The organism is Streptomyces sp. NPDC051738 (genome assembly GCF_044453205.1).
Classification (GTDB): domain Bacteria; phylum Actinomycetota; class Actinomycetes; order Streptomycetales; family Streptomycetaceae; genus Streptomyces.
This window is the reverse complement of sequence record NZ_JBITCM010000009.1, coordinates 280,558-303,881: the sequence shown is the minus strand read 5'-3', so window position 1 is coordinate 303,881 and position 23,324 is coordinate 280,558. Positions and strand designations below refer to the sequence as shown.

The 23,324-nt window shown below is 70.7% G+C and carries 19 protein-coding genes and 1 pseudogene; 12 read left to right on the top strand and 8 right to left on the bottom strand.

Annotated features, from left to right (window positions below; all coding sequences use genetic code 11):
- Positions 1-53 precede the first annotated feature (53 nt).
- The gene (locus ACIA8X_RS23150; protein ID WP_399459004.1) at positions 54-1,244 is read left to right on the top strand and encodes an acyl-CoA dehydrogenase family protein; all 1,191 of its coding nucleotides are present in this window, start codon (positions 54-56) and stop codon (positions 1,242-1,244) included.
- Between the two features lie 36 nt (positions 1,245-1,280).
- On the opposite strand, the gene ACIA8X_RS23145 is transcribed toward ACIA8X_RS23150, so the two are convergent.
- Complete coding sequence (locus tag ACIA8X_RS23145) at positions 1,281-1,718, bottom strand: cell division protein SepF (RefSeq protein ID WP_393458037.1); 438 nt, start codon at positions 1,716-1,718, stop codon at positions 1,281-1,283.
- A gap of 322 nt (positions 1,719-2,040) precedes the next feature.
- Here ACIA8X_RS23145 and ACIA8X_RS23140 point away from each other — a divergent pair, with 322 nt between their 5' ends.
- From ACIA8X_RS23140 to ACIA8X_RS23125, 4 genes and pseudogenes are all read left to right on the top strand, one after another.
- Positions 2,041-3,285 carry a DUF5685 family protein gene (locus tag ACIA8X_RS23140; protein WP_399459003.1) on the top strand — a complete coding sequence of 415 codons (1,245 nt, stop codon included), beginning with the start codon at positions 2,041-2,043 and terminating at the stop codon, positions 3,283-3,285.
- 401 nt (positions 3,286-3,686) lie between these two features.
- Complete coding sequence (locus tag ACIA8X_RS23135; protein WP_393458031.1) at positions 3,687-4,592, top strand: S1 family peptidase; 906 nt, start codon at positions 3,687-3,689, stop codon at positions 4,590-4,592.
- Positions 4,593-4,738: 146 nt separating this feature from the next.
- Positions 4,739-5,444 (top strand): annotated as a pseudogene (locus ACIA8X_RS23130) (SPFH domain-containing protein).
- 276 nt (positions 5,445-5,720) lie between these two features.
- Positions 5,721-6,803, top strand: coding sequence for a S1 family peptidase (locus ACIA8X_RS23125; protein ID WP_393458028.1), 1,083 nt, complete (start codon positions 5,721-5,723; stop codon positions 6,801-6,803).
- A gap of 312 nt (positions 6,804-7,115) precedes the next feature.
- On the opposite strand, the gene ACIA8X_RS23120 is transcribed toward ACIA8X_RS23125, so the two are convergent.
- Entirely contained in the window at positions 7,116-8,168 is a 1,053-nt protein-coding gene (locus ACIA8X_RS23120) for a DUF3533 domain-containing protein (RefSeq protein ID WP_399459002.1), read from the bottom strand.
- Positions 8,169-8,447: 279 nt separating this feature from the next.
- On the opposite strand from ACIA8X_RS23120, the gene ACIA8X_RS23115 reads away from it, so the two are divergent.
- The 4 genes from ACIA8X_RS23115 to ACIA8X_RS23100 all read left to right on the top strand — a co-directional run bounded on the left by ACIA8X_RS23115 (position 8,448) and on the right by ACIA8X_RS23100 (position 15,135).
- On the top strand, positions 8,448-11,900 hold the full coding sequence (locus ACIA8X_RS23115) for a DNA polymerase III subunit alpha (RefSeq protein WP_399459001.1): 3,453 nt from the start codon (positions 8,448-8,450) through the stop codon (positions 11,898-11,900).
- Positions 11,901-11,941: 41 nt separating this feature from the next.
- The gene (locus ACIA8X_RS23110) at positions 11,942-12,922 is read left to right on the top strand and encodes a DNA polymerase thumb domain-containing protein (protein WP_399459000.1); all 981 of its coding nucleotides are present in this window, start codon (positions 11,942-11,944) and stop codon (positions 12,920-12,922) included.
- A gap of 231 nt (positions 12,923-13,153) precedes the next feature.
- Entirely contained in the window at positions 13,154-14,143 is a 990-nt protein-coding gene (locus ACIA8X_RS23105) for a hypothetical protein (RefSeq protein WP_393458016.1), read from the top strand.
- A 119-nt stretch (positions 14,144-14,262) separates the two neighbouring features.
- Positions 14,263-15,135: an esterase/lipase family protein gene (locus ACIA8X_RS23100; RefSeq protein WP_393458013.1), complete on the top strand. Its 873-nt coding sequence runs from the start codon at positions 14,263-14,265 to the stop codon at positions 15,133-15,135.
- A 73-nt stretch (positions 15,136-15,208) separates the two neighbouring features.
- On the opposite strand, the gene ACIA8X_RS23095 is transcribed toward ACIA8X_RS23100, so the two are convergent.
- Together ACIA8X_RS23095 and ACIA8X_RS23090 are read right to left on the bottom strand one after the other, a co-directional pair.
- Positions 15,209-16,234: a lytic polysaccharide monooxygenase gene (locus ACIA8X_RS23095; RefSeq protein ID WP_393458010.1), complete on the bottom strand. Its 1,026-nt coding sequence runs from the start codon at positions 16,232-16,234 to the stop codon at positions 15,209-15,211.
- A gap of 613 nt (positions 16,235-16,847) precedes the next feature.
- On the bottom strand, positions 16,848-16,985 hold the full coding sequence (locus ACIA8X_RS23090; protein WP_393458007.1) for a hypothetical protein: 138 nt from the start codon (positions 16,983-16,985) through the stop codon (positions 16,848-16,850).
- A gap of 148 nt (positions 16,986-17,133) precedes the next feature.
- On the opposite strand from ACIA8X_RS23090, the gene ACIA8X_RS23085 reads away from it, so the two are divergent.
- The gene (locus ACIA8X_RS23085; protein WP_399459021.1) at positions 17,134-17,748 is read left to right on the top strand and encodes a class I SAM-dependent methyltransferase; all 615 of its coding nucleotides are present in this window, start codon (positions 17,134-17,136) and stop codon (positions 17,746-17,748) included.
- Between the two features lie 168 nt (positions 17,749-17,916).
- Here ACIA8X_RS23085 and ACIA8X_RS23080 read toward each other — a convergent pair whose 3' ends face one another.
- Positions 17,917-18,420 (bottom strand): DUF402 domain-containing protein, encoded by a 504-nt coding sequence (locus tag ACIA8X_RS23080; protein WP_393458004.1) that lies wholly within the window; start codon positions 18,418-18,420, stop codon positions 17,917-17,919.
- A complete protein-coding gene (locus ACIA8X_RS23075; RefSeq protein ID WP_393458001.1) occupies positions 18,401-19,330 on the bottom strand; it encodes a GNAT family N-acetyltransferase in 930 nt (309 codons plus the stop codon). The genes ACIA8X_RS23080 and ACIA8X_RS23075 overlap by 20 nt, the downstream gene beginning before the upstream one ends.
- A 73-nt stretch (positions 19,331-19,403) precedes the next feature.
- Here ACIA8X_RS23075 and ACIA8X_RS23070 point away from each other — a divergent pair, with 73 nt between their 5' ends.
- The gene (locus ACIA8X_RS23070; RefSeq protein ID WP_393457998.1) at positions 19,404-19,772 is read left to right on the top strand and encodes a GntR family transcriptional regulator; all 369 of its coding nucleotides are present in this window, start codon (positions 19,404-19,406) and stop codon (positions 19,770-19,772) included.
- Here the strand turns inward: ACIA8X_RS23070 and ACIA8X_RS23065 are convergent, their stop codons facing one another.
- Positions 19,773-20,543, bottom strand: coding sequence for a DUF72 domain-containing protein (locus ACIA8X_RS23065; RefSeq protein ID WP_393457995.1), 771 nt, complete (start codon positions 20,541-20,543; stop codon positions 19,773-19,775).
- Positions 20,544-20,566: 23 nt separating this feature from the next.
- The gene (locus ACIA8X_RS23060) at positions 20,567-21,661 is read right to left on the bottom strand and encodes a DUF5925 domain-containing protein (RefSeq protein WP_393457992.1); all 1,095 of its coding nucleotides are present in this window, start codon (positions 21,659-21,661) and stop codon (positions 20,567-20,569) included.
- Between the two features lie 214 nt (positions 21,662-21,875).
- Between ACIA8X_RS23060 and ACIA8X_RS23055 the strand changes: the two genes are divergently transcribed.
- Positions 21,876-23,288 carry a xylan 1,4-beta-xylosidase gene (locus ACIA8X_RS23055; protein ID WP_399458999.1) on the top strand — a complete coding sequence of 471 codons (1,413 nt, stop codon included), beginning with the start codon at positions 21,876-21,878 and terminating at the stop codon, positions 23,286-23,288.
- Positions 23,289-23,324: the final 36 nt, after the last annotated feature.

The following is a 23,324-nucleotide window of genomic DNA, read 5'->3' as shown; positions in this document are numbered from 1 at the left end:
GGCATCAGTCGTAACTAGCGGTGCTAGTTTTCCGTGCTGCCGGAGGGTCTCCCATGTCCGCGTCCTCGAAGTTGCCCCCGTTCGACCCCGCCGACCCCCTCGGTATCGACGATCTCCTGGAGCCCGAGGACCTGGCCATTCGCGGCACCGTGCGGGACTGGGCCGCTGATCGGGTCGTGCCGTATGTCGCCGAGTGGTACGAGACGGGGGAGCTGCCGGGGATTCGTGAGCTTGCCCGGGAGCTCGGGGAGATCGGGGCCCTCGGGATGTCGCTCAGTGGGTACGGGTGCGCCGGGGCGTCCGCCGTGCAGTACGGGCTGGCCTGTCTGGAGCTGGAGGCCGCCGACTCCGGGATCCGCTCGCTCGTGTCCGTGCAGGGGTCCCTCGCCATGTACGCCATCCACCGGTTCGGCAGCGAGGAGCAGAAGCAGGCCTGGCTGCCCCGGATGGCCTCCGGCGAGGTCATCGGGTGCTTCGGGTTGACCGAGCCGGATCACGGGTCCGACCCGGCCGGCATGCGGACGTACGCCAAGCGGGACGGCTCGGACTGGGTGCTCAACGGGCGGAAGATGTGGATCACTAACGGCTCCGTCGCCGGGGTCGCCGTCGTCTGGGCGCAGACCGACGAAGGGATCTGTGGCTTCGTCGTGCCGACCGACAGCGCCGGGTTCTCCGCCCCGGAGATCAAGCACAAGCTGTCGCTGCGCGCCTCCGTCACCAGTGAGCTGGTCATGGACGACGTACGGCTGCCCGCCGATGCCGTGCTTCCCGAGGTCGTCGGGCTCAAGGGGCCGCTCAGCTGTCTCTCGCACGCCCGGTACGGGATCGTGTGGGGGGCCATGGGCGCGGCGCGTTCCTGTTTCGAGGCCGCTCTCGACTACGCGAAGTCGCGGGAGCAGTTCGGCCGGCCGATCGGGGGCTTCCAGCTCACCCAGGCCAAACTCGCCGACATGGCGCTCGAACTGCACAAGGGGATTCTGCTCGCCCACCATCTGGGGCGGCGCATGGACGCCGGCCGCCTGCGTCCCGAGCAGGTCAGCTTCGGCAAGCTCAACAACGTCCGCGAGGCCATCGACATCTGCCGTACGTCCCGGACGATCCTCGGTGCCAACGGGATCTCGCTCGAATACCCCGTGATGCGGCACGCGACCAACCTCGAATCGGTGCTCACCTACGAGGGCACCGTCGAGATGCACCAGCTCGTGCTGGGCAAGGCGCTCACCGGACTCGACGCCTTCCGCTGACCCCACCAGGGGGCAGGGCCGGTGAGCGGCCCTGCCTCAGCTCTGGTTGTAGAAGCCGTCCGAGCGGTGTGCCGACGACTCCCCGCTGATGATCTCCGTGTCGGCCGGGGTCAGCAGGAACACCCGGTTGGACACACGGTCGATCGAGCCGCGCAGACCGAAGATGAGTCCCGCCGCGAAGTCGACGACGCGCTTGGCGTCGGCGGCATCCATGGCCGTGAGGTTCATGATGACCGGGACGCCGTCCCGGAACAGCTCGCCGATGGCGCGGGCGTCCCGGAAGCTGTCCGGGGTGACCGTGCCGATCCGACGGCCCTTCTCCTCGGCGACGTCCGTGGCCACCTTGACCCGCGGGTCGGTGACCCAGGCATCCCCGGGCTCGGTCCCCTCGGAGTAGTCGTCGTCGTAGTAACGCTCGTCATCGTTGTCGTCAACGAGGCCCAGCCAGGCACTCGCCTTGCGCACCGATCCCATGGACGCCTCCTCTCACAGCGGTCTCTATTGCCTTCCGCATCCCTATGGTCATCCATGATGCGGACGTCGTGCCAAGTGGATAGACGCCGCGCGGGGGGTTTGTGACGGTACTGGTGCACAGCGCATCCGTCGAGAGCCCGTGTCCCCCAAGGGGCATGCCACGTACGGCTGCTGACTGTGAGTGAAATATGATTCTTCGCGGCGTATGGGTGAGGCGGGGAGCGTACGGGTGAACGAGACCGCCGTCGCCATCGGTACCCCGGTCGGTACGATGCGGCAGCTCAGCGTCCTGGGAACGTCGTAAGAACCTCGGGGGAACATCGTGTTCGGAATCGTCCGGCCCTGTCGTCATCGGCTCGGAGAGAAGCTCACCGGCCAATGGATGGCGCATTTGTGCGGGCTGTGCCTCTCGTTGCGTGGGGACCACGGTCAGCTCGCGCGGATCGTGACGAACTACGACGGGCTGCTGATCTCCGTTCTGACGGAGGCTCAGGCCGAGCAGGACAGTGGCCTGCGGCGTACGGCGGGACCGTGCCCGTTGCGCGGAATGCGCACCGCGTCCGTCGCGCAGGGCGAGGGTGCGCGGCTCGCCGCCGCCGTCTCGCTGGTGCTCGCCTCCGCCAAGGTGCGTGACCATGTGGCCGACGGGGACGGGCTGCTGGCCCGCAGGCCGGTGGCGCTCGCCGCACGCCGGGTGGCCGCGGGGTGGGGTGCGGCGGGTGCCCGTAGCGGCTCGGCCGTCGGGTTCGACACCTCCGTACTCGTCGACGCCGTGGACCGGCAGCTCGGCATCGAGGCGCTCGCCGGGCCCGGGACGCCCCTGCTCGCCGTGACCGAGCCGACCGAGACGGCGACCGCCGCCGCCTTCGCCCACACCGCGATCCTGGCCGGACGGCCGCACAACGCCGAGCCGCTCGCCGAGGCCGGGCGCCTCTTCGGACGGCTGGCGCACCTCCTGGACGCCGTGGAGGACCGGGCCGCGGACGCCGAGTCGGGCGCGTGGAACCCGCTCACCGGGACCGGGACCTCGCTCGCCGAGGCGCGCCGGCTCGCCGACGACGCCGTGCACGGGGTGCGGCTGGCGTTGCGCGAGGTGGAGTTCACGGATGCCAAGCTGGCCCATCTGCTGCTGGTGCACGAGCTTCGGCGCTCGGTGGACCGGGCGTTCGGCACGGTGCCCGTGTGTGCGTCGCATCAGCCCGGGCCCTATGGGCAGCCGCCGCAGCAGGGGCCGTACGGGGCGCCGCAGAATCCGTATGCCGGTGGCGGGAATCCGTATGCCGGCGGGAACCCGTATGCCGGCGGTGGGGGCGCGCCCGGCGGTGGCGGTGCTGGTGGCGGCGGTGGTGACTTCGGCGGGTTCGGAGGTGGGCCGGCCGCTCAGCCGCCGAAGGGGCGGCGTGGGTTCTGGGCCGGCTGCGGGATGTTCTGGCTGCTGTGCTGCACCTGCAAGTTGTGCTGCGCGAAGGAGTACGAGGGCCCGTGGTCCCGCAAGAAGCGCGAGGGCTGCTGCCGTGACTGCGACTGCAGCGGCTGCGACTGCTGCTGCCCCTGCGACGGTTGCTAGGGCCTGTCCGGCGGATCATGCCCTAGGGCCGGGACTTTCCGGAGAGGCGACTTCCGGACATCCCGGGGGTGTGGGTGGCTGAGTGGTGACGGAGTTGTCCTCACGGCCGACGGGGCGGATCGGCTGACCCTGGACGGGCGGTCCTTCGGTGGTGAGGTCAGGCTCGGGGGCAGGCGCTCACGCTGCAGGTCTCGGTCGAGGGGGACGGCCCGTTTTCGTAGATCGTTCAAAGGTTGACGGCCGAAAGGCGCCCTTGCGGCTGGCGGGCGTTCGGCCGAATACTCCCCCTCAGCGCTTGTCAGGGGCACGGCGTGTTCGGAATCCGGACCTGTGGCCCGCTGACTGCGCCTCACGGGCCCCACCCCACGCGGGCCCCCGACTTCCCTTGGAGGGAACGAAAAGTGAGGATCAAGCGCACCACCCCCCGCAGTGGTATTACGAGACGGACCCGGCTGATCGCCGTTTCCTCCGGCCTCGTGGCCGCAGCCGCGATCGCGATCCCCAACGCGAACGCCGCGGACACTCCGACCACCTTCAGCGCCGCCGAGCTCAAGAGCGTCAGCGGCTCGGTGTTGAAGGCCGACGTCCCGGGCACCGCCTGGGCCGTCGACAGCAAGACCAACAGCGTCACGGTGACCGCCGACTCCACGGTCTCCCAGGCGGAGATCGCGAAGATCAAGGAGCAGGCCGGCGCGAACGCCGACGCGCTCACGATCAAGCGCACCGCCGGCAAGTTCAGCAAGTTCATCCAGGGCGGCGACGCCATCTATGCGAGTAGCTGGCGCTGCTCGCTCGGCTTCAACGTCCAGGACAGCAGCGGCAACCAGTACTTCCTGACGGCCGGCCACTGCACCGACGGTGCGGGCACCTGGTACTCCAACTCCGGCCGCACCACGGTCATCGGCTCGACCTCGGGCTCCAGCTTCCCGGGCAACGACTACGGCATCGTGCGCTACTCCGGTTCCGTCAGCCGGCCCGGCACCGCGAACGGCGTGGACATCACCCGCGCGGCCACGCCGAGCGTGGGCACCACCGTCATCCGCGACGGCTCCACCACCGGTACGCACAGCGGCCGGGTCACCGCCCTCAACGCGACCGTCAACTACGGCGGCGGCGACGTCGTCGGGGGTCTCATCCAGACCACCGTCTGCGCCGAGCCCGGCGACTCCGGCGGCTCGCTCTACGGCAGCAACGGCACCGCGTACGGTCTGACCTCCGGCGGCAGCGGCAACTGCTCCTCCGGCGGCACGACCTTCTTCCAGCCGGTCACCGAGGCCCTCAGCGCGTACGGCGTGAGCGTCTACTAAACCCTTCCGGCCGGCAGCCAGCAGCGCCCAGAGCCCCCGCACGCACCGCGTGTGGGGGCTCCCCTTTGTCCGGAGTGCGGGGTTATCGTCGGAACAGGTGCCAAAGAACCCTGATGTGCGCCCATTTCGGACCCTGGGGGGTCGTGATGGTCGAGGAGCTGGTGGCGGCGGGAGCGACGCTCGCGTTGGCCGGTGTGGTGTATGTGGCGGCGGCCGCGCGGGTCGTCAAGCAGTGCGAACGGGGCGTGGTCTTCCGTCTCGGGAAGCTCCGGTCCGAGGTGCGTGGACCCGGGTTCACCGTGATCGTTCCGGGTGTCGACAAACTGCGAAGAGTGAGCTGGATGATCTGCTGTCCAACCGCGAAATGCTCAACCAGGGGCTGGAGTTGATGATCGACAGTCCGGCCGTGGAGTGGGCGTGACGATCGACCGGGTGGAGATCAAGGACGTGTTGCTGCCCGAGACCATGAAGCGGTCGATGGCCCGGCAGGCCGAGGCGGACCGGGAGCGGCGGGCGCGGGTGATCAACGCCGACGCGGAGCTCCAGGCCTCCAAGAAGCTGGCGGAGGCGGCGCATCAGATGGCCGACGCGCCTGCCGCTCTGCAGTTGCAGTTGCTGCAGACGGTGATGGCGGTGGCGGCCGAGAAGAACTCCACGCTGGTGCTTCCGATTCCGGTGGAGTTGTTGCGGTTTCTGGAGAAAGGGGCACAGAGGCCGGCGGGGGACGCCCGGGCCGGTGACGGTGCCCAGCGGGCGCCGTCCGTCGGGTCTCGGGCCGTGCAGGAGGAACTTCCGCCTCTTGAGCCGCGCTTGAATTCGGATGCGGAAGGGTCGATTTCAAGACAGGAGTAGACCTCACGCGTTGCGTATGGTTCGCTCGCTTGCAGTGTTTGCTGTGCGAAGAGGCCCCGTGTGACTGTGCACGGTCAAGGTGGCGTGGGCGCGCAACCGTGTTCTACGCGCGTCCGGAAGTCGACCTTGTGTGCTCCCGGGGGTCTCGGAATAGTGAGCGTTGTTCAACCGGCCCGGGCGCGGCATTTGTTGTGCGCCGCCTCCGTAGCCGTACGCCTTCCGGTCCGTCGAGGTCCCCACAACCTCTCGGGCCGACCCCCCACAGGAGGACGTGAGTTGAAGCACCGACGCATACCCAAGCGGCGTGCCGCCGTGGCAGGTGCGGGCATCGCCGCACTGGTGGCCGCGGGAGTGACCTTGCAGACTGCGAACGCGAGTGAGACGCCCGAGGCGCCCTCGCTCAAGACCCTTTCGGTCGGCGCGGCCGGAAAGCTCGCCTCGACGCTCGTCAAGGACCTCGGCGCCGATGCCGCGGGTACCTACTACGACGCCCAGGCCAAGAGCCTTGTGGTGAACGTCCTCGACGAGGCCGCCGCCGACGCCGTCGAGGCGGCCGGTGCCAAGGCGGAGGTCGTCGAGAACTCGCTCGCCGAGCTGAAGAGCGCGCGTACGACGCTCAAGGCCGACGCGACCATTCCCGGTACCTCGTGGGCGACCGACCCCACGACCAACAAGGTCGTCGTCACCGCGGACCGTACGGTCTCCAAGGCCGAGCTGGCCAAGCTGACCGAGGTCGTGGACGGGCTCGGCGCCAAGGCCGAACTCCAGCGCACGAAGGGTGAGTTCAAGCCCTTCGTCGCCGGTGGTGACGCGATCACCGGTGACGGTGGGCGTTGCTCGCTCGGCTTCAACGTCGTCAAGGGCGGGGAGCCGTTCTTCCTGACCGCCGGGCACTGCACCGAGGGCATCACGACCTGGTCGGACTCCAGCGGCACCGAGATCGGCACCAACGAGACGTCCAGCTTCCCGGACAACGACTACGGGCTGGTCAAGTACACCGCCGAGGTCGACCACCCGAGCGAGGTCAACCTCTACAACGGGTCCTCGCAGGCCATCAGCGGGGCCGCCGAGGCCACCGTCGGCATGGAGGTCACCCGGAGCGGGTCCACCACTCAGGTGCACGACGGTACGGTCACCGGGCTGGACGCCACCGTGAACTACGGCAACGGTGACATCGTCAACGGGCTGATCCAGACCGACGTCTGCGCCGAGCCCGGCGACAGCGGCGGCTCGCTGTTCTCCGGCGACAAGGCGATCGGTCTCACCTCGGGTGGCAGCGGTGACTGCACCTCCGGTGGGGAGACGTTCTTCCAGCCGGTGACCGAGGCGCTGTCGGCCACGGGTACCGAGATCGGCTGACGGTTCGTCGCATTTGTGGAGTCCCGCCCCTGTTTGTGAGGGGCGGGACTTTCGCGTGTGTGGGGTCCGCGTCGTGCGTGTGTGGGGGTGCGCGTTGATGCCTGCGGCGGCCTGTGGCTGTTTGGTGGGGGTGCGCGTAGCGCCTGCGGTGTGGTGGGTGGGTCGGGGCCGTGCCGGGTGGTGTCCGTCCTCGGACCGGCGGTTGGGCTTAGGCCAAGTGGTGCTGCGTGTTGACGCCGGCCACTGCGGGCGGACACCACCCGGCACGTCCCCTTGCCGCCGTACGCGGGTGCGGGTGCGTTCCTGCCTGCCTTACGACGCCTTGGTCGACTGCGGTCTCTTGGGCGTGCGCAGCGATGTCGCCAGGAGTGTGACCGCGATCCCTGCTGCCGCCCATGCCGAGAGCACCAGTAGTGAGGCGGTCATGTCGTTGCCCTTGAAGTAGGCGATCGAGCGGGTTGCCCATGTGCCCGCGCCCGGCGGTAGTGCGGGGCCGATGTCTCTCCAGAACGGGGGGAGCAGTGGGGGTGGGAGAGCGCCGCCCGCGCTCGGGTTGCCCAGGATGACGATGATCAGGATGACCAGGCCGATGCCGGCCATGCCGAAGACGGCCTGGAAGGCGAGCGTCGCCGCGCCGACCGCGAAGATGATCAGGGCGCCCAGGCCCCAGAGGGCGGCGATGCTGCCCGGGAGGGCGTTGAGGATCGGGCCCACGATCAGGGCGCCGCCGAGGCCGCCGACGATCGCGACCAGGGCCATGGCGGCGAGCCGGATCACCGAGCGCCTGGGGGTGGGGCGGCCTGCGCCGGAGCTGATCGTCATGATCGACGCGCACAGATAGCCGCCCACGCACCAGCCGACGGTCACATAGAAGGACGAGAGTCCGTTGGCGTCCTGTCGGTCGGCCGGGGCCACGTCGACGGTGCGGAGGGTGCGAGCCTCGGATTTCTCCAGGGTGGTGACGAGGCTCTCCAGGGTGGTGGCCAGCACCCTTCCGCCTCCGGTGGCGACCAGGAGGGTGTCGGTGGTGCCGGTCGGGTTGATCAGCAGGGCGCCGTCGATGTCGCGGTTCAGGATCTGTTCGCGGGCTGTCGCCGTGTCGGGCAGTGCGCGTGGGGTCAGCGGGTCGCCGGGGAGGTTCTGCAGTCGGGTCACCGTCTGCTGGGCGGCGGCCTGGGGGGCCACGACCCCGAAGGGCACGTCCTTGGGCTTCGGGTCGTGGAGTGCGCCCACATAAGAGGCGATGAAGAGCAGGTGGAGGATCACCACGCCGGTCACGAGCAGGGTGGCTCGTGGAGTGACCGCGTCCTTCACTTCGGCGAGGAAGGGGCCGTGGGGGGTGTCGGCGCCGGTGGTCTGCGTCATGCCCCCACGGTCCGGGGCCTGTGGTGTTTGTGCAGGTGGGGGGCGGCCGAATGGATGTCGTACGGATGTTCTGCCGCAGGTGGGTCCCTCAACTGCCGTGGCTGGTTGGGGAGGTGGCGGGGTGGGCTTGTTCTGGGTGCTGCTCGCCCCCTTGAGAATCGATGATGTGTTCGAATGTGGGTCGCTGACCGGGGCTGATGGGGTTAGAGTAATCGAACGAGAGTACGATGGATTTATCGGGCATGTGGCCGAAAAGGGGTGGAGTGATGGAGGTGCGGCATGGCGGGTTTCGCCCACGTGCACGTCGCGTCCGGTTACTCCGCCCGCTACGGCGCCTCCCATCCCGAGCAGCTTGTGCGGCGGGCGGCCGAGCGAGGCATGGCGGCGCTCGCGCTCACCGACCGGGGCACGGTCACCGGGGCCGTGCGGTTCGCGCGGGCCTGTGTGAAGGAAGGCGTTCGGCCGGTCTTCGGGATCGATCTGGCGGTGGAGGCTCTTGCGCCCCCGCCGCCCGGCCGGCGCCGCCGTACGCCGGTGCGCGGTGGTGCGCATGTCGTCGAGCCGCCGTTGCGGTTCGTGCTGCTCGCCGAGGACCGGGCGGGGTGGGCGCGGCTGTGCCGTATCGCGTCGGCCGCTCATGTCGGTGCCCTGTCCGGTACGCCGCCGGTGGTGCCGTGGGAGGCGCTGCGCGAGTACGGCGGCCCCGGGCTGACGGTGTTGCTCGGGCCGCTCTCGGAGCCGGTGCGGGCGTTGTCGGTGGGGCGGGAGGACGTCGCGGTGAAGCTGCTGGCGCCGTGGCGGGAGGTCTTCGGGAGGGGGGTCCGGCTGGAGGTTGTTGCGCAGAAACGTTTCGGCACAGGGGCGGGAACGCTTCGGCTGGCCGCCCGGACGCTGGCCCTGGCCGACCGCACCCGCACCCCCGCCGTGCTCTCCAACGCCGTCCGCTACGCCGACCCCGAGCAACATCGACTTGCCGACGTCCTGGACGCCGCACGGCTGCTGCGCCCCATCGATCGGCGTCACCTGGACAGCGGGCAGCGCTGGCTCAAGGACGAGCGGGGGATGGCGGCCGTCGCGCGGATGGTCGCCGAGTGCGCGGGAGGGGATGTCCGGCGGGCGCGGCGCCTGATGGCGGACACCGCTGTTACGGCGGACGCGTGCACCGTCGACCCCCGAGCGGACCTCGGCCTCGGCACACCGCACCTCCCGGAACCGTCACTCTTCGGCGCCGAGCCGGGAGCGGGTGGCGCGGCCCGGCTGCTGCGCCTGAGATGCGAAGAAGGTCTGGTCCGACGGGGCCTCGACCGCGACCGCGCGGCACTCGACCGGCTGGACGAGGAACTCGGTGTGATCTCCCACTGGAACTACGACGCGTACTTCCTCGCCATCGGCCAGGTCGTGGCCGACATCCGGGCCAAGGGCATCCGGGTCGCGGCCCGCGGCTCCGGTGCCGGGTCGATGGTCTGTCACGCGCTGGACATCGCCACGGCCAACCCGCTCGACCACCGTCTGCTGTTCGAACGGTTCCTGAGCAGGCGCCGGGAGTCGTTGCCCGACATCGACATCGACGTGGAGTCGGCCCGTCGGCTGGAGTGCTACGACACGATCTTCGAACGGTTCGGCAAGGAGCGGGTGGCGGTCACCGCGATGCCCGAGACCTATCGGGCGCGCCGGGCACTGCGGGACACCGGTCTTGCGCTGGGGGTCGCGCCGGCGGAGGTCGACCGGATCGCCAAGAGCTTCCCGCATCTGAGGGCCGCCGACATCACCGGCGCGCTCGCCGAGCTGCCCGAGCTGCGGCAACTGGCGGGCGAGGCGGGTCGGTACGGGCCCTTGTGGGAGCTCGCCGAGGGCCTCGACTCCCTGGTCCACGGCATGGCCATGCACCCCTGCGGCGTGGTCATCAGCGACGCCACCCTTCTGGACCGGCTGCCGGTGCAGCCCACCCCACAGGGCGACTACCCCATGGCCATGGCGGCGAAGGAGGAGATCGAGGCGCTGGGCAACATCAAGCTCGACGTGCTGGGTGTGCGGATGCAGTCCGCCATGGCCCATGCCGTCGTCGAGATCGAACGGACCACCGGCAACCTCATCGACCTGGACGACCCGCGGCAGGTGCCGCTCGACGACGTCTTCGCGTTCAAGCTCATCCAGGAGAGCCAGACCCTGGGGTTGTTCCAGCTGGAGTCGCCCGGTCAGCAGGATCTGCTGTCCCGGTTGCAGCCGCGCGACGTGCAGGACGTCATCGCCGACATCAGTCTCTTCCGGCCGGGGCCGGTCGCCGGTGGTATGCCCGAGCGCTATATCGCCGCGCGCCATGGCGGTACGCCGTCGTACGCGCACCCGGATCTGGAGCCGGTGCTCGCCGACACCTACGGGGTGACCATCTGGCACGAGCAGATCATCGAGACGTTGTCGGTGATGACCGGCTGCGACCGGGCCTTCGCGGAGATCACCCGGCGGGCGCTCGGCGACAAGGAGCAACTGCCCATGATCAGGGACTGGTTCCACGAGCGGGCACGCGCGCGTGGCTACAGCGCGGTCGTGCGGGAGGACGTCTGGAAGACGGTCGAGGCCTTCGGGGCGTACGGCTTCTGCCGCGCGCACGCGGTCGCCTTCGCCGTACCCGCGCTGCAGAGTGCCTGGCTCAAGGCGCACTACCCGGCGTTCCTGCTGGCGGGTCTGCTCGAACACGATCCCGGGATGTGGCCGAAGCGGGTCCTGGTCGCTGACGCCCGCCGGGGCGGCGTACAGGTTCTGCCGGTCGACATCAACCGTTCCCGGGTGCGGCACACCGTGGAGAAGGCCGACGGGGAGCAGTGGGGTGTGCGGCTGGCGTTGGCCGCGGTGCACGGCATCAGCGAGGGCGAGTGCGCGCGGATCGAGGAGAGCCAGCCGTACGGATCGCTGTCGGACTTCTGGCAGCGGGCCCGTCCCAGCAGGCCGGTGGCCGAGCGGCTGGCGGAGATCGGTGCCCTGAACTGTCTGCACGACGGTCGGCTCACCCGGCGTGATCTGCTGCTCCAGATCGCGGAGTTGCATCGGCAGTCCCGGACCCGGTCCGCGCACGAGGGTCAACTGCCCATCGTCGCGGGCGCCGTTGGCGGTGCGGAGCCGAGCGGGCTGCCGGAGATGACCGGGCGGGAGGCGCTCAGTGCTGAGCTGAGCACCCTTGGCATCGATGTCTCCAAGCATCTGATGGAGCATCATCACCGGCTGCTGCGGGAGATCGGTGCGACCGACGCGGCGCATCTGGCCGGGCTGCGGGCCGGGCAGCAGGTGCTCGTGGCGGGTGTGCGGGCCTCGACCCAGACGCCGCCGATCGCGAGCGGCAAGCGGATCATCTTCGTCACGCTGGAGGACGGGTCCGGGCTGGTCGACCTGGCCTTCTTCGAGGACTCCCATCCGGCCTGCGCGCACACCGTGTTCCACAGCGGGCTGCTGCTGGTGCGCGGCACGGTCCAGGTGCGCGGTACCCGCCGTACCGTCGTCGGCTCCATGGCCTGGGACCTGGACGAGATCGCCGCCGCCCGCCGGGACAACGGCCCCGAGGCCGCGCTCGCCCTCCTCGGCGAGAGCCGTCCGCACCCGACCCCCGCCCAGCCGCAGCGCACCCTGGCCGACGGCACGGCGGGCGCACGGCTGCATCCGTACGCCGACCTCCAGCCCGCCGGCACCCGTTCCGCCGATCTGAAGAAGTTCGGCCATCGAAGTCCAGGGAGCGCGGGGTGAGCCGGATGAGTGGGATGAGCGGAGTGAGTGGGGTGAGTGGGGTGAGCGCACGGCAGCGGCACATCGCCCACCTCCATCTGCACGCCGCGCTGACCGAGGATCAGTACGGTGACATAATCGAACTGATGTACGGTGTCACGCCTCATGTGCAGGCCATCCCGCCCGACGCCGTCCAGCTCGACCTCACCTCGGCGCTCAGGTACTTCGACCTCTCTCCCTACGACATGGTCCAGATGACGATGATGAGACTGAAGGGCCTCTACGGCATCGACAGCAGCGCGGGGCTCGCGGGCAACCGGATGCTGGCGGCGATGGCGGCCGACGCGTCCGCGCCCGGCGAGACCACCTCGGTCCCCGCCGAGCGGGCCGCCGACTGGCTCCACCCCCGCCCGGTCACCGCGCTGCCCGGCATCGGCCGCGCCACGGCGACGACGCTCGGCAGATACGGACTGCACACCATCGGCCAGCTCACCGACCTGCCCTCGGCGACCCTGCAACGGCTCCTCGGCGTCGGTCAGGCGCGGCTGCTGGCCGAACGCGCCCGCGGCCACGACCCCCGCCCGGTCACCCCGTCGGAACCGGCGGAGCACCTGACCGCCGACCTGGTGCTGGAGCGGGACTGCCTCGACCCCGCACTGCATCACCGGGCGGTCCTGGGGCTCGCCGAGCAGCTCGGCGGGCGTCTGCGCGCTGAACGGCGGATCGCGAGCCGGCTCACCCTCACGGTGCGGTACGCCGACCGCAGTTCCAGCACGCGCACGCGTGCGCTGCCGGAACCCACCGACCACTCACCCGCCCTCGCCGCGACCGCCCTGGGCCTGCTGACCGGCCTCGGCCTGCAACGGGCGAGAGTCCGCGCCTACGCGATCCGCGCCGACGGACTGCTGCCGGCCGAGAGCGCCTACTGGCAACTCTCCCTGGATCCCGGCGACGCCCGGGCCCGCGCGGCCGAGGTCGCCGCGGACCGCGCCCGCCGACGCTTCGGGCCGCAGGCCGTACGGCCCGCGACGCTGGCGGACTGATCACGTGCACCGGGAACGCCGTCCGCTGACGCCGCGCGCGAGGACGCAGTCCACTGATGCCGCGCGGTCCACTGACGCCGCGCGCGAGTCGGGTGAATCCAAACGCCCGCGGGATACGAACCGAACCCGTGGGTGGATCCGCGACCGCGGATCAAGAGCCTTCACAGGTGCGGAAGTTGCGGACATTGCCGGTATTGCGGAAGTTGTGGCACCAGAGCCCGGGAGTGCGGGATGACCATCCTCTGCGTACGTTTCCAGCTGCCGCCGACGGGCGAGGCGGCGGTCCTGCCGGGGCTGCTCGGGTTACTGGAGGACTTCACGCCGGTCGTGGAGGCGTTGCCGCCGGACGGGGCGCTGGCCGATCTGCGGTGCGCCGCGCGGGACTTCGGGCGTGACGCGGTCGAGCTGGCGTCGGTGATCCGGCTGCGTGCCCTCGCCCACCACGGGGTCGACTGCGCGATCGGCGCCGGGCCCGGGCCGATGCTGGCCCGCGTGGCGGCGCGGGACGCGCGGCCCGGGGTGACATGTGCCATGCCCGAGGAGCCGGACGCCGTCGCGGAGTTCCTCGCCGAGAAGCCCGTCGCCACGCTGCCCGGCGTCGATGCCGCGACCGCCCGCACCCTGGGCGAGTGCGGCTTCGACACGCTCGGCCTGGTCGCCGCCGCGCCGCTGTCCACGCTCCAGCGTCTGGTCGGCGAGCAGGCCGGCCGTGAGCTGCGCGAGCAGGCGAGCGGAATCGATCGGGGCCGGGTCGTCCCGACCGCGGTATCGCGTTCGCTGGTCGCCGAACGTCCCCTCACCCCCGACGAGTCGGCCCCCGATCGCCACCGCCGCGCCCTGCTCTCCGCCGCCGAGGAACTGGGCGCCCGGCTCCGCGCCCTGGACAAGGTCTGCCGCACCCTGACCCTCACCGTCCGCCACACCGACCGCGCCTCGACGCCCCGCAGCCGCACCCTGACGGAACCGACGGCCCACTCGGCGGCGCTGACCAGAGCGGCGTATGCCCTGTACGACGCCCTCGGCCCCCAGTACGCCTGTGTCCGCGCCCTCGCCCTGCGTGCCGAGGGCCTCGATCCCGCCGAGCGGGTGAAGTGCGGGCGCTGCGCGAGCAGTTGGTGCGCAGTGCGCCCAAGGGGCCTATCAGACCTACCTGGTGACGATTCGTCAGTGATTGCGACGCACCGCCGGCCGTCGCCGACTATCACTGGAAGTTTTTACTGACGCGTAACTTCACACGTCTACTACTCGCCCGTAACTTGACGAGTGAACAGCATCCTCGTGATCCGGATCACAGGGCGTAAGGCCGTCGCACCTCCCTTGAGCCGCAAGGAGATCACACGATGCTGCCCTGGAAACGAGTGCTCAGACCCCTGGCCGCGCTGCTGCTGACCGCCGCGGTCGCCGTCGTCCCCGCCACCACCGCCGCTCAGGCGGCCGAAACGACGGCGACGTCGAATAGTGGCTGGAACGACTTCTCCTGCAAGCCGTCCGCCGCCCACCCCCGCCCCGTCGTCCTCGTGCACGGCACCTTCGCGAACTCCGTCGACAACTGGCTGGGACTCGCGCCCTACTTGAAGAACCGTGGCTACTGCGTCTTCTCCCTCGACTACGGCCAGCTGCCGGGCGTGCCGTTCTTCCACGCCCTCGGCCCCATCGACAAGTCGGCGGAGCAACTTTCCGCCTATGTCGACAAGGTGCTAGCCGCGACCAGTGCCGCCGAGGCCGACCTCGTCGGCCACTCGCAGGGCGGCATGATGCCCCGCTACTACGTCAAGTTCCTCGGCGGCGCCGCCAAGGTGAACGCCCTCGTCGGCGTCGCGCCCAACAACCACGGCACCACCCTGGCCGGGCTCACCAACCTGCTGCCGTACTTCCCCGGCGCCGAGGACCTGCTCTCCACCGCCACGCCCGCCCTCGCCCAGCAGGTCGTCGGATCCGAGTTCATGACCAAGCTCAACGCCGGCGGCGACACCGTTCCCGGCGTCCGCTACACCGTCATCGCCACCAAGTACGACGAGGTGGTGACGCCGTATCGGAGTCAGTTCCTGAACGGGCCCGACGTGAAGAACGTCCTGATCCAGGACCTGTGCGCGGTCGACCTGTCCGAGCACGCGCTCATCGGCCTGACCGACCGGATCGCCTTCCACGAGGTGGCCAACGCGCTCGACCCGGCCCGCGCCACGCCCACCACCTGCGCGTCGGCGATCGGTTGAGAGCGGTACGACACGGAACACACCACCGGGGCCTGACCGGCCTGAGCCGCCGGTCAGGCCCCGGAGTCCCGGGTCAGCGGCCGTGGCGAGCGCCGCCGGCCGCGCGCCTGCGCACCGACGCGAACAGGACCGCCGAGCCGAGCGCCAGGGTCGCCGCACCGCCCATCGCGAGATACGCCGTGCCGCTGTCCCCACCGGTCTCGGCGAGGTTCTCGGTCGCACCGGCCGCCTTCGGCTGGTTGACCGGGGTGGCGGACCGCGCCTCCCCGGCCGCCGCGGCCGGCTCCGCCGACGTACTGGCGTCCTGGTCCCCGTGGCCGTGGTGCTCGATCGTCGACTGGTCGGCACCGTCCTCGATCTGCTCCTCGGAGGGCGCGGAGGCGCTCGGAGCCGGAACGGCCCCGCCGCCGGTGTCGCCACCGTCGGAGTCACCGGCGTCGGAGTCACCGTTCCCACCGCTGCCGCCGCCGAAGGCCACGTCCGAGCAGGAGTAGAACGCCTCCGGGCTGTCCGAGCGCTGCCAGACCGCGTACAGCAGCTGCTTGCCCGACCGCTCGGGCAGGGTGCCGGAGAACGTGTAGAAGCCGCCCGAGGCCGCCGGGTCGGTGACCGTCGCCACGGGGTTCGTCAGGTCCAGGTCGTCCCAGGCCAGCGGCTTCGTCGGGTCGTAGCCCGCCTTGGTGATGTAGACCTTGAAGGTGCCCTTGTGCGGGGCGGTCACGCGGTACTTGAAGGTGTACGACCCACTGCTCACGCTCGTCGCCGGCCAGTCGGCGCGGGCCACGTCGAGGCCCTTGAACTCCTCGCTGTTCGCGCTGCACAGCTTGCCGTCCGGGATCAGCTCCTGGTGGCGGCCGGCCGCGTCGCCTATGCGGATGCCGTTCCAGTCGTACAGGGCCTGGGTGCCGCCCGCCGTGACCGCCGCCTTGCACGCGGCGGACTTCGGGCTCTCCGGGCCCTCCGCGTAGCACTGCGACACCCGGCTGACCGGGTCGCCCATCGAACCGTGCGCCGACGCGGGGGCGGTGGCGAGGGCGGTCAGGGCGAGCGGGGTCAGGCCGAGGGCGGCGACGGTGGCGGCCTTGCGGCGTGCGGGCATGGGGGATCTCCTCGGAACCGAAACTGATGAGTGCCGGATCCAAGAAACCGTGAAATCACCTGTCGCAGGGGGTTCGAGGCGATCTTTAGGGTCGCCTTAAGGGAGTGCTCAGGCGGAGATCAGGTAGGGAGCGTTCACGCCATGACGAGCGAGAGATCCGGCCCGCCACGGCCGCCGACGTACCGGCCGTGAGGGTGGTGACGGACGCCGTTTTCACGCCCTGCGTCGAGCGCATCGGGGTGCTCCCGGTGCCCATGGAGGCGGACCACGCGGCGAAGTGGCCGCGGACCCCCGTTGCGGAGCGTTTCTGTACGGGCGCGGAACGTGCTTGGTAGGCTTGCTGGACTGTTGAGGTCGACAACCAAGTCCTCAACAACCTGGGCGAGTCGAGTCACGTACTTGCCTCGGCGGCCGGAAGGGTCGTCGCCGGACAGGCACGACCTGTCAAACTCCCCGGAGCGATCCAGGGGGGAGTCTCCCGGCTCCGTACGGGAGAGAACTTCAACCGAAGTACGGCTACGAGGCCGTGGTGCCTCGCGGGGATGGTCTGTGCGACCACCCCACAGCCCAGGCGGCTGGTCCGACGGCTCTCGTAGAAGGGCCATTGGCCAGCTCAGCCGTCCGGCCACCAGGTTCGTGCGATGTCCTTGCGGACCTCGGGTCGTCCCGAGGGGCGCTCGTCCGCCTCCTCCTGGACGCGGCGGGCCTCCGACTTCCTCTTCAGGGGCTTCTGCACGGTAACGCGGCGCATGGCTGCCTCCTTCAGGTCCACCGTGTTCCTCGTTCACATGGAGGTAGACCCTTTCGGGGAGAGTTGCTCATCGCCGCAGGTCCTGTCAGTGGCGGCTGTCACGATTCGCCTGTCAGTGGCGGGTGTCACTCTTGGCTCCATGACCAACATGACGAACGGTGAACGCCCCATCACAGGGGCGGACACGGACTGGGACGCGGCGGCCGCCTCCTTCGACGACGAACCGGACCACGGCCTGCGCGACCCCGAGGTACGCCGGGCCTGGGCCTCCCGGCTGCGGTCCTGGCTCCCCGAGCGCGCGTCCGACCTCCTCGACCTGGGCTGCGGCACCGGCAGCCTGTCGCTCCTCGCGGCCGAGCAGGGACACCGGGTCACGGGGGTGGATCTGTCCCCGGCGATGGTGGATCTCGCTCGCGCCAAGCTCGCCGAGCGTGACGCGGCGTTCCTCGTCGGTGACGCGGCGGAGCCGCCGGTGGGGGAGGAGCGGTTCGACGTCGTGCTCGGACGGCATGTGCTGTGGACGTTGCCCGACCCCGCGCGTGTGCTGCGGCACTGGGCCGGGCTGCTGCGGCCCGGCGGGCGGCTGGTGCTGGTCGAGGGCGTGTGGGGGACGGTCAGCCCCGTCGGCATACCGGCCGACCGGCTCACCGGCCTTCTCGCCCCGCTCGCCGGGCACGTGCGCGTGGAGCGGCTGTCGGACGACGAACCGCTGTGGGGGAGGGCCGTGCACGACGAGCGGTACGCCGTGGTGGCGAGGGTCTGAGCACCCCTGGCGAAATCGGCTGCGGTTCGGCCGCGCCCTGAAGGGGCGCGGGGCTGTGTCGATATGCGGCTCCGCCGCGCGAGCGCGACCAGCCACGATGGCGCCGCAGACGATCGACATATCGCGGCCCCGCGGCGGAGCCGCATATCGACACAGCCGGCGGAGCGCCTAGGCCAGCAGTGACTCCAGGCCGCCCTCGACCGTCGCGTATCCCTCCAGCTCGTCCAGGGCCGCCACCGCCGCCGCGGCCGCCTCGGGGTCCGTCTCGGGCAGGCCGCTCGCGATGAACTCGTCCTCGTCCAGGCGGCGTACGTCCGTGCCGTCGGCGGAGCGCCACAGGTCCAGGTCGAGGTCCTCGACGATCAGCTCGGTGCCGGACAGCGTGGCCGGGCGGGTGATGTCGCAGTACCAGCCCTTTAGTGCGCCCTCGGCGTCGCGGACCTCCTTCACGGCGTACCAGCGGTCCCGCCAGTAGTACTCGGTGAAGACGTCGCCCGGCTCGAAGCGCACGAAGCCGAAGTCGCGGACTCCGTCGCCGGCCCAGGGGGCGCGGACGGCGATGCGGGTGCCGTCGTCGGTGAGCAGTTCGGCCGCGTAACGGATCTTCGTGCGGCCGGACTTGACCAGGACCACGTCCAGCAGGCGGGCCTGGTCAGCCGAGTTCGCGGACATAGCGGACCTCCGTCGCGCAGATCTCGTACCCGAACCACTTGTTGATCGCGAGCATCGGGCCGTTGCCGGTGTCGTTGCCCGTGAACGCCTCCGTGAGGCCGGCGGCACGGGCGCGGTGCAGGGAGTCGTTCTTGGCCAGCTTGGCCAGGCCCCGGCCACGGAAGGCGCGCGCGGTGCCGGTCATGCCGGAGGTGTACCGGGTGCCGCCGTCCGTGTTGGCCAGACTGAAGGCGGCGGGACGGCCGTCGACGACGGCGACGGAGGTCAGCTCATGGCTGAGGAGGGGATGGTTCCAGGTCTCCTTCAGCCAGGCCTCGTAGTCCGTGAACTCGTAGGTGACGTCGCTGGGTTCGTCCGACGCCGTCTCCGCGTCCAGCTCGAACAGCGGGCGCGGATCGTCCGCGAAGTCGGCCGCCGTGCGCAGCTCGACGCCCGGGGGCGTGGCCTGCAGCGGGGGCAGCGTGCCGTTCGCCAGGTCCAGGCGGAGGAAGTGGGCCGAGCGGCCCTCGCGGTAGCCGTGCCGTTCGGCGAAGGCGCGGTTGCCCGGTGCGTCGAGGATCCACGCGAACAGCCTGGTCGCTCCCCGCTCGGCCAGGTACTCCTCGGCGGTGCGGACCAGCAGCGTGCCCGCGCCGCGGCGGGTGCGCTCCGGGTGGACGTACACGTTGACGTAGCCCTGCCCGGGCTCCGGGCTGTCGTGGACGAGCCCCACCTGGGCTGTGCCGATCACCTCGCCGTCCTCCTCCGCGACGAGCGGCCGGTAATGGCCGTCGGGGTGCATGTGGCTGACGTCGTAGACGATGGAGTCCGGGGTCACCACAAAGAAGGGAAGGGCGAGGTGGCGGACGTGGGAGAAGCCCTCGACGTCGGCTCGGACCTCGGGACGCAGGGGGCGCACGATAACAGTCATCACGGCGCACGCTACGGGGACCGGGCGCGAGGGTGCCTCTCATTTTCCGAGGGGGTACGGGACAATCGGCCCTGTGACCTTGAAGATCCACATCGACGACAGTGCCGCGCCGTACGAGCAGGTGCGGGCGCAGATCTCCGAGCAGGCGCGGGCGGGGGTGCTCCCGGTGGGGTACCGGCTGCCGACCGTGCGAGGGCTCGCGGAGTCGCTGGGGCTGGCGGCCAACACGGTCGCCAAGGCCTACCGGGCCCTGGAGAGCGACGGGGTGATCGAGACGCGGGGGCGCAACGGCACGTTCGTGGCCGCCGCCGGCTCGGCCGCGGAGCGTGAGCTCGCATCGGCCGCGCAGGCGTACGTGGAGCGGGCTCGGAGGCTGGGGCTGGACGAGAAGGCGGCGCTCGCTGCCGTGCGGGATGCCCTGCGGGCGGCCTACGGCAAGTAGTCAGCGGCGTGCGGCGACATCCGGCGTGCGGGTCACCGCAAGGCCCGCTCGCGTCGCCGCCCTCCCGAAGACCACCGCGTCCTCCACCGCTGCCCCGCCGGGGTCGTTGTTGAAATACGCGTACGTGTCCTCGGCGCCGGACCAGGTGGTCGCGATGCGGTCGACCCAGGACTCCAGGGAGCGTCGGCCGTAGCGGGGCCAGGGGTGGGCGCGGCCCTCGTGGAAGCGGACGTAGCCCCAGTCCGTGGTGCGCCACAACGGGGTCACCGGGCGGGCCTGGACGTCGGCCCAGCACAGGGCGGCGCTCCGGGTCTCCAGCACCTCGCGGGTCTCGGATGCCCACCAGGACTCGTGGCGGGGCTCGACCGCGATGCGCGTCCCGGACGGGAAGCAGGCCAGGCAGGCGTCCAGGAGGGCGGGGTCGGCGCGCAGAGTCGGCGGGAGTTGGAGGAGGACCGGCCCCAGGCGGTCGCCCAGGCCCGCCGCGTGGGACATCAGACGTTGGACCGGCTCCTCGGGATCCTTGAGCCGCTTGATGTGGGTCAGATAGCGGCTCGCCTTCACCGCGACCACGAAGTCCCGCGGTACCCGGTCACGCCAGGCCTCGAAGTTCTCCCGCGTCGGCAACCGGTAGAACGCGTTGTTGATCTCCACTGTGGCGAAGTGCTCCGTGTACTCCTCCAGCCACAGTCGCATGGGAACGTCGGCGGGGTAGAGGGCGCCCCGCCAGTCCCTGTACTGCCACCCAGACGTCCCGACGAACAGGGTCATACAGCCATGAAAGCACCGGATGGCTACAGGTACAGCCCCGCGTCCGCCCCGTCCCGCGGGTCCGGCAGCGACGTCGGGGACGTGCCCCGCTTCAGCGCGTACAGCTCCGCCAGCGTGGCGCCCTCGCGGCCGACGCCCTCCTCGGCGCCCAACCAGCTCACCGCCTCCCGGCGCGTCAACGGCCCCACCTCGATGCGGGCCAGACAGCGGCCGGGGCGGACGACGGCCGGGTGCAGGCGCTCCAGGTCCTCGTTGGTCGTCACACCGACCAGGACGTTGCGGCCCTGGCCCAACAGGCCGTCCGTCAGGTTCAGCAACCGCGACAGCGCCTGGCCCGCCGTGTGCTTCGCCTCGCCGCGGATCAGCTCGTCGCAGTCCTCCAGGAGCAGCAGCCGCCAGCGGCCCTTGCCCGTCGAGTCCTCCTCGCCGATCGCGATGTCCATGAGATAGCCGACGTCGGAGAACAGCCTCTCCGGGTCCAGTACGCAGTCCACCTGGCACCAGTCCCGCCAGGAGCGGGCCAGCGTCCGCAGCGCCGACGTCTTGCCGGTGCCGGGCGGGCCGTGCAGCAGGAGCAGGCGGCCCGCGATGTCCTCCGGCGTCGTCTTCATCAGGTGGTCCATCGCGTCCGCGACCGGCGCCGTGTAGTTGGCCCGCACCTCGTCCCAGGTGCCCGCCGAGATCTGCCGGGTCGTGCGGTGCGGGCCGCGCCGGGGGGAGACGTACCAGAACCCCATGGTCACGTTCTCCGGCTGCGGCTCGGGCTCGTCCGCCGCGCCGTCCGTCGCCTCGCCCAGCACCCGCTCCGCCAGCTCCTCGCTGGTCGCGGTCACCGTGACGTCGGCGCCGCGGTTCCAGCGGGAGATCAGCAGGGTCCAGCCGTCGCCCTCCGCCAGCGTCGCGCTGCGGTCGTCGTCGCGGGCGGCGCGCAGCACGCGGGCGCCCGGCGGCAGGAGGGTCGCCCCGGACCGTACGCGGTCGATGTTCACCGCGTGCGAGTACGGCTGCTCGCCCGTCGCGAAGCGGCCGAGGAACAGCGCGTCGACGACGTCGGACGGCGAGTCGCTGTCGTCGACGTTGAGCCGGATCGGCAGAGCGTCGTGTGGGTTCGCAGACATGCGGCCATGATCCGGCACGCGGAGCCCCCGTGCACCCGGTTTCCGTGCCACGTCCCGCCAACGGTGCATGCCCGGCGCATCCGTCGTATTCCCTCCGCCCGTATTCCCTCCGTCTCCCTGTCGTCCCGCCGCCGTATCCCCTCTGTCCTGTTACGAGACTGTGTAGCGCCGAAACCTGCCCCAGCGACCGGCACCCCCGTTACCGTTGTCCTTGATGGGACGTCATGGGTGGAATTCGGGGGCACGGCGGTGGCGGCTCACCGCGCTGCTCGGGGTGGGCGCGGTGGCTCTGGCCCTGGTGGTGACCCTCCTCAACACGTTTCCGGGCAACGGCGTGAACACCGACGGCACCTCACGGGACGGCGACAAGGTGCACGGCAACCCGACCGCCACGCCGGACGCGACCGATCCGGAGGTGGGCTGGGGGTTCACGCACACCCAGCACAGCGCCGACGAGGGCGCCGCGGCGGCCGTGAAGGGCGTCGAGGGGCGGATCGCGGACGCCGGGGGACTGCCGCAGATCCAGCACATCATGGGCTGGGGCGCCGACAACCCCGAGCCGGTCGAGGGGCGTTACGACTTCGAGGCGATGGACCGCCGTATCGACTTCGTCCGTGCTTCCGGCAGCACCCCCGTCGTCACCCTGTGCTGCGCCCCCGACTGGATGAAGGGCGGCAAGGCCGGCGTCGACAACACCAACTGGAGCCAGGCCGCCCTGGAGACGGCACCCGAGCCCGAGCACTTCGACGACTTCGCCGCGCTCGCCGTCACCGTCGCCAAGCGCTACCCGGACGTACGCCACTTCATCGTCTGGAACGAGTTCAAGGGCTTCTGGAACGATGCCGAGGGCCGCTGGGACTACGAGGGCTACACACGGCTCTACAACCTCGTCCGCAAGGCGTTGAAGAAGGTCAACCCGGAGATCATGGTCGGCGGGCCGTACCTCGTGATGGACAGCGTCGACCCGCGCGCGGAAGAGGCCTCGACGGCGCTGAAGGGCCCCTGGGGCGCCATGGACCAGCGCACGATCGACGCCTTCGAGTACTGGAACCGGCACAAGACCGGCGCCGACTTCGTCGTCGTGGACGGCTCCAGCTACACCCGGGACGACGAGCTGCTGCCCGACGAGTTCACGGCCACCGACAAGTTCACGGCGGTGAGCCGGTGGGTGCGCGAACAGACCGGCGACCTGCCGCTGTGGTGGGCCGAGTACTACGTCGAACCCGCCGACGGCAACGACGACCGCAAGGGCTGGTCCGAGGCCCGCCGGGTAGCCGTCCAGGCCGCCGGGATGGTGGCGTTGGCCAAGGGCGGTGCCTCCTCCGCCTTCTACTGGAACCCGGAGGAGGAGAAGGGCACCGAATGCGCCGGCTGCCTGTGGACGCCGACCTACGGGGCGGGCGGCGGCGAGAAGCTGCCCATGTACGACCTGCTCGCCCGGTTCGGCAAGGAGTTCCGGCCGGGGACCGAGTACACGAAGGTGTCCGTGGACAAGCCCGACGTGCGGGTCCTGGCCACGGACAAGGTGATCCTGGCCGTGAACACCCTCGACCGGCAGACCAGCGTGAAGATCGACGGCGAGAAGGTCGAGCTGCAGGCGTACGAGGTGAAGTGGCTCAAACGCTGAGAACGCCGAGCCACCTCACCCACCCTGCCGGGCCGA

Excerpts from the sequence above, each read along its gene's own strand:
- ACIA8X_RS23095 (WP_393458010.1), bottom strand. The coding sequence starts at position 16,234 with ATGCCCGCACGCCGCAAGGCCGCCACCGTCGCCGCCCTCGGCCTGACC.
- ACIA8X_RS23115 (WP_399459001.1), top strand. The coding sequence starts at position 8,448 with ATGGCGGGTTTCGCCCACGTGCACGTCGCGTCCGGTTACTCCGCCCGC.
- ACIA8X_RS23075 (WP_393458001.1), bottom strand. The coding sequence starts at position 19,330 with ATGACTGTTATCGTGCGCCCCCTGCGTCCCGAGGTCCGAGCCGACGTC.
- ACIA8X_RS23065 (WP_393457995.1), bottom strand. The coding sequence starts at position 20,543 with ATGACCCTGTTCGTCGGGACGTCTGGGTGGCAGTACAGGGACTGGCGG.
- ACIA8X_RS23150 (WP_399459004.1), top strand. The coding sequence starts at position 54 with ATGTCCGCGTCCTCGAAGTTGCCCCCGTTCGACCCCGCCGACCCCCTC.
- ACIA8X_RS23100 (WP_393458013.1), top strand. The coding sequence starts at position 14,263 with ATGCTGCCCTGGAAACGAGTGCTCAGACCCCTGGCCGCGCTGCTGCTG.
- ACIA8X_RS23060 (WP_393457992.1), bottom strand. The coding sequence starts at position 21,661 with ATGTCTGCGAACCCACACGACGCTCTGCCGATCCGGCTCAACGTCGAC.
- ACIA8X_RS23080 (WP_393458004.1), bottom strand. The coding sequence starts at position 18,420 with ATGTCCGCGAACTCGGCTGACCAGGCCCGCCTGCTGGACGTGGTCCTG.
- ACIA8X_RS23085 (WP_399459021.1), top strand. The coding sequence starts at position 17,134 with ATGACGAACGGTGAACGCCCCATCACAGGGGCGGACACGGACTGGGAC.
- ACIA8X_RS23055 (WP_399458999.1), top strand. The coding sequence starts at position 21,876 with ATGGGACGTCATGGGTGGAATTCGGGGGCACGGCGGTGGCGGCTCACC.
- ACIA8X_RS23105 (WP_393458016.1), top strand. The coding sequence starts at position 13,154 with ATGACCATCCTCTGCGTACGTTTCCAGCTGCCGCCGACGGGCGAGGCG.
- ACIA8X_RS23090 (WP_393458007.1), bottom strand. The coding sequence starts at position 16,985 with ATGCGCCGCGTTACCGTGCAGAAGCCCCTGAAGAGGAAGTCGGAGGCC.
- ACIA8X_RS23120 (WP_399459002.1), bottom strand. The coding sequence starts at position 8,168 with ATGACGCAGACCACCGGCGCCGACACCCCCCACGGCCCCTTCCTCGCC.
- ACIA8X_RS23145 (WP_393458037.1), bottom strand. The coding sequence starts at position 1,718 with ATGGGATCGGTGCGCAAGGCGAGTGCCTGGCTGGGCCTCGTTGACGAC.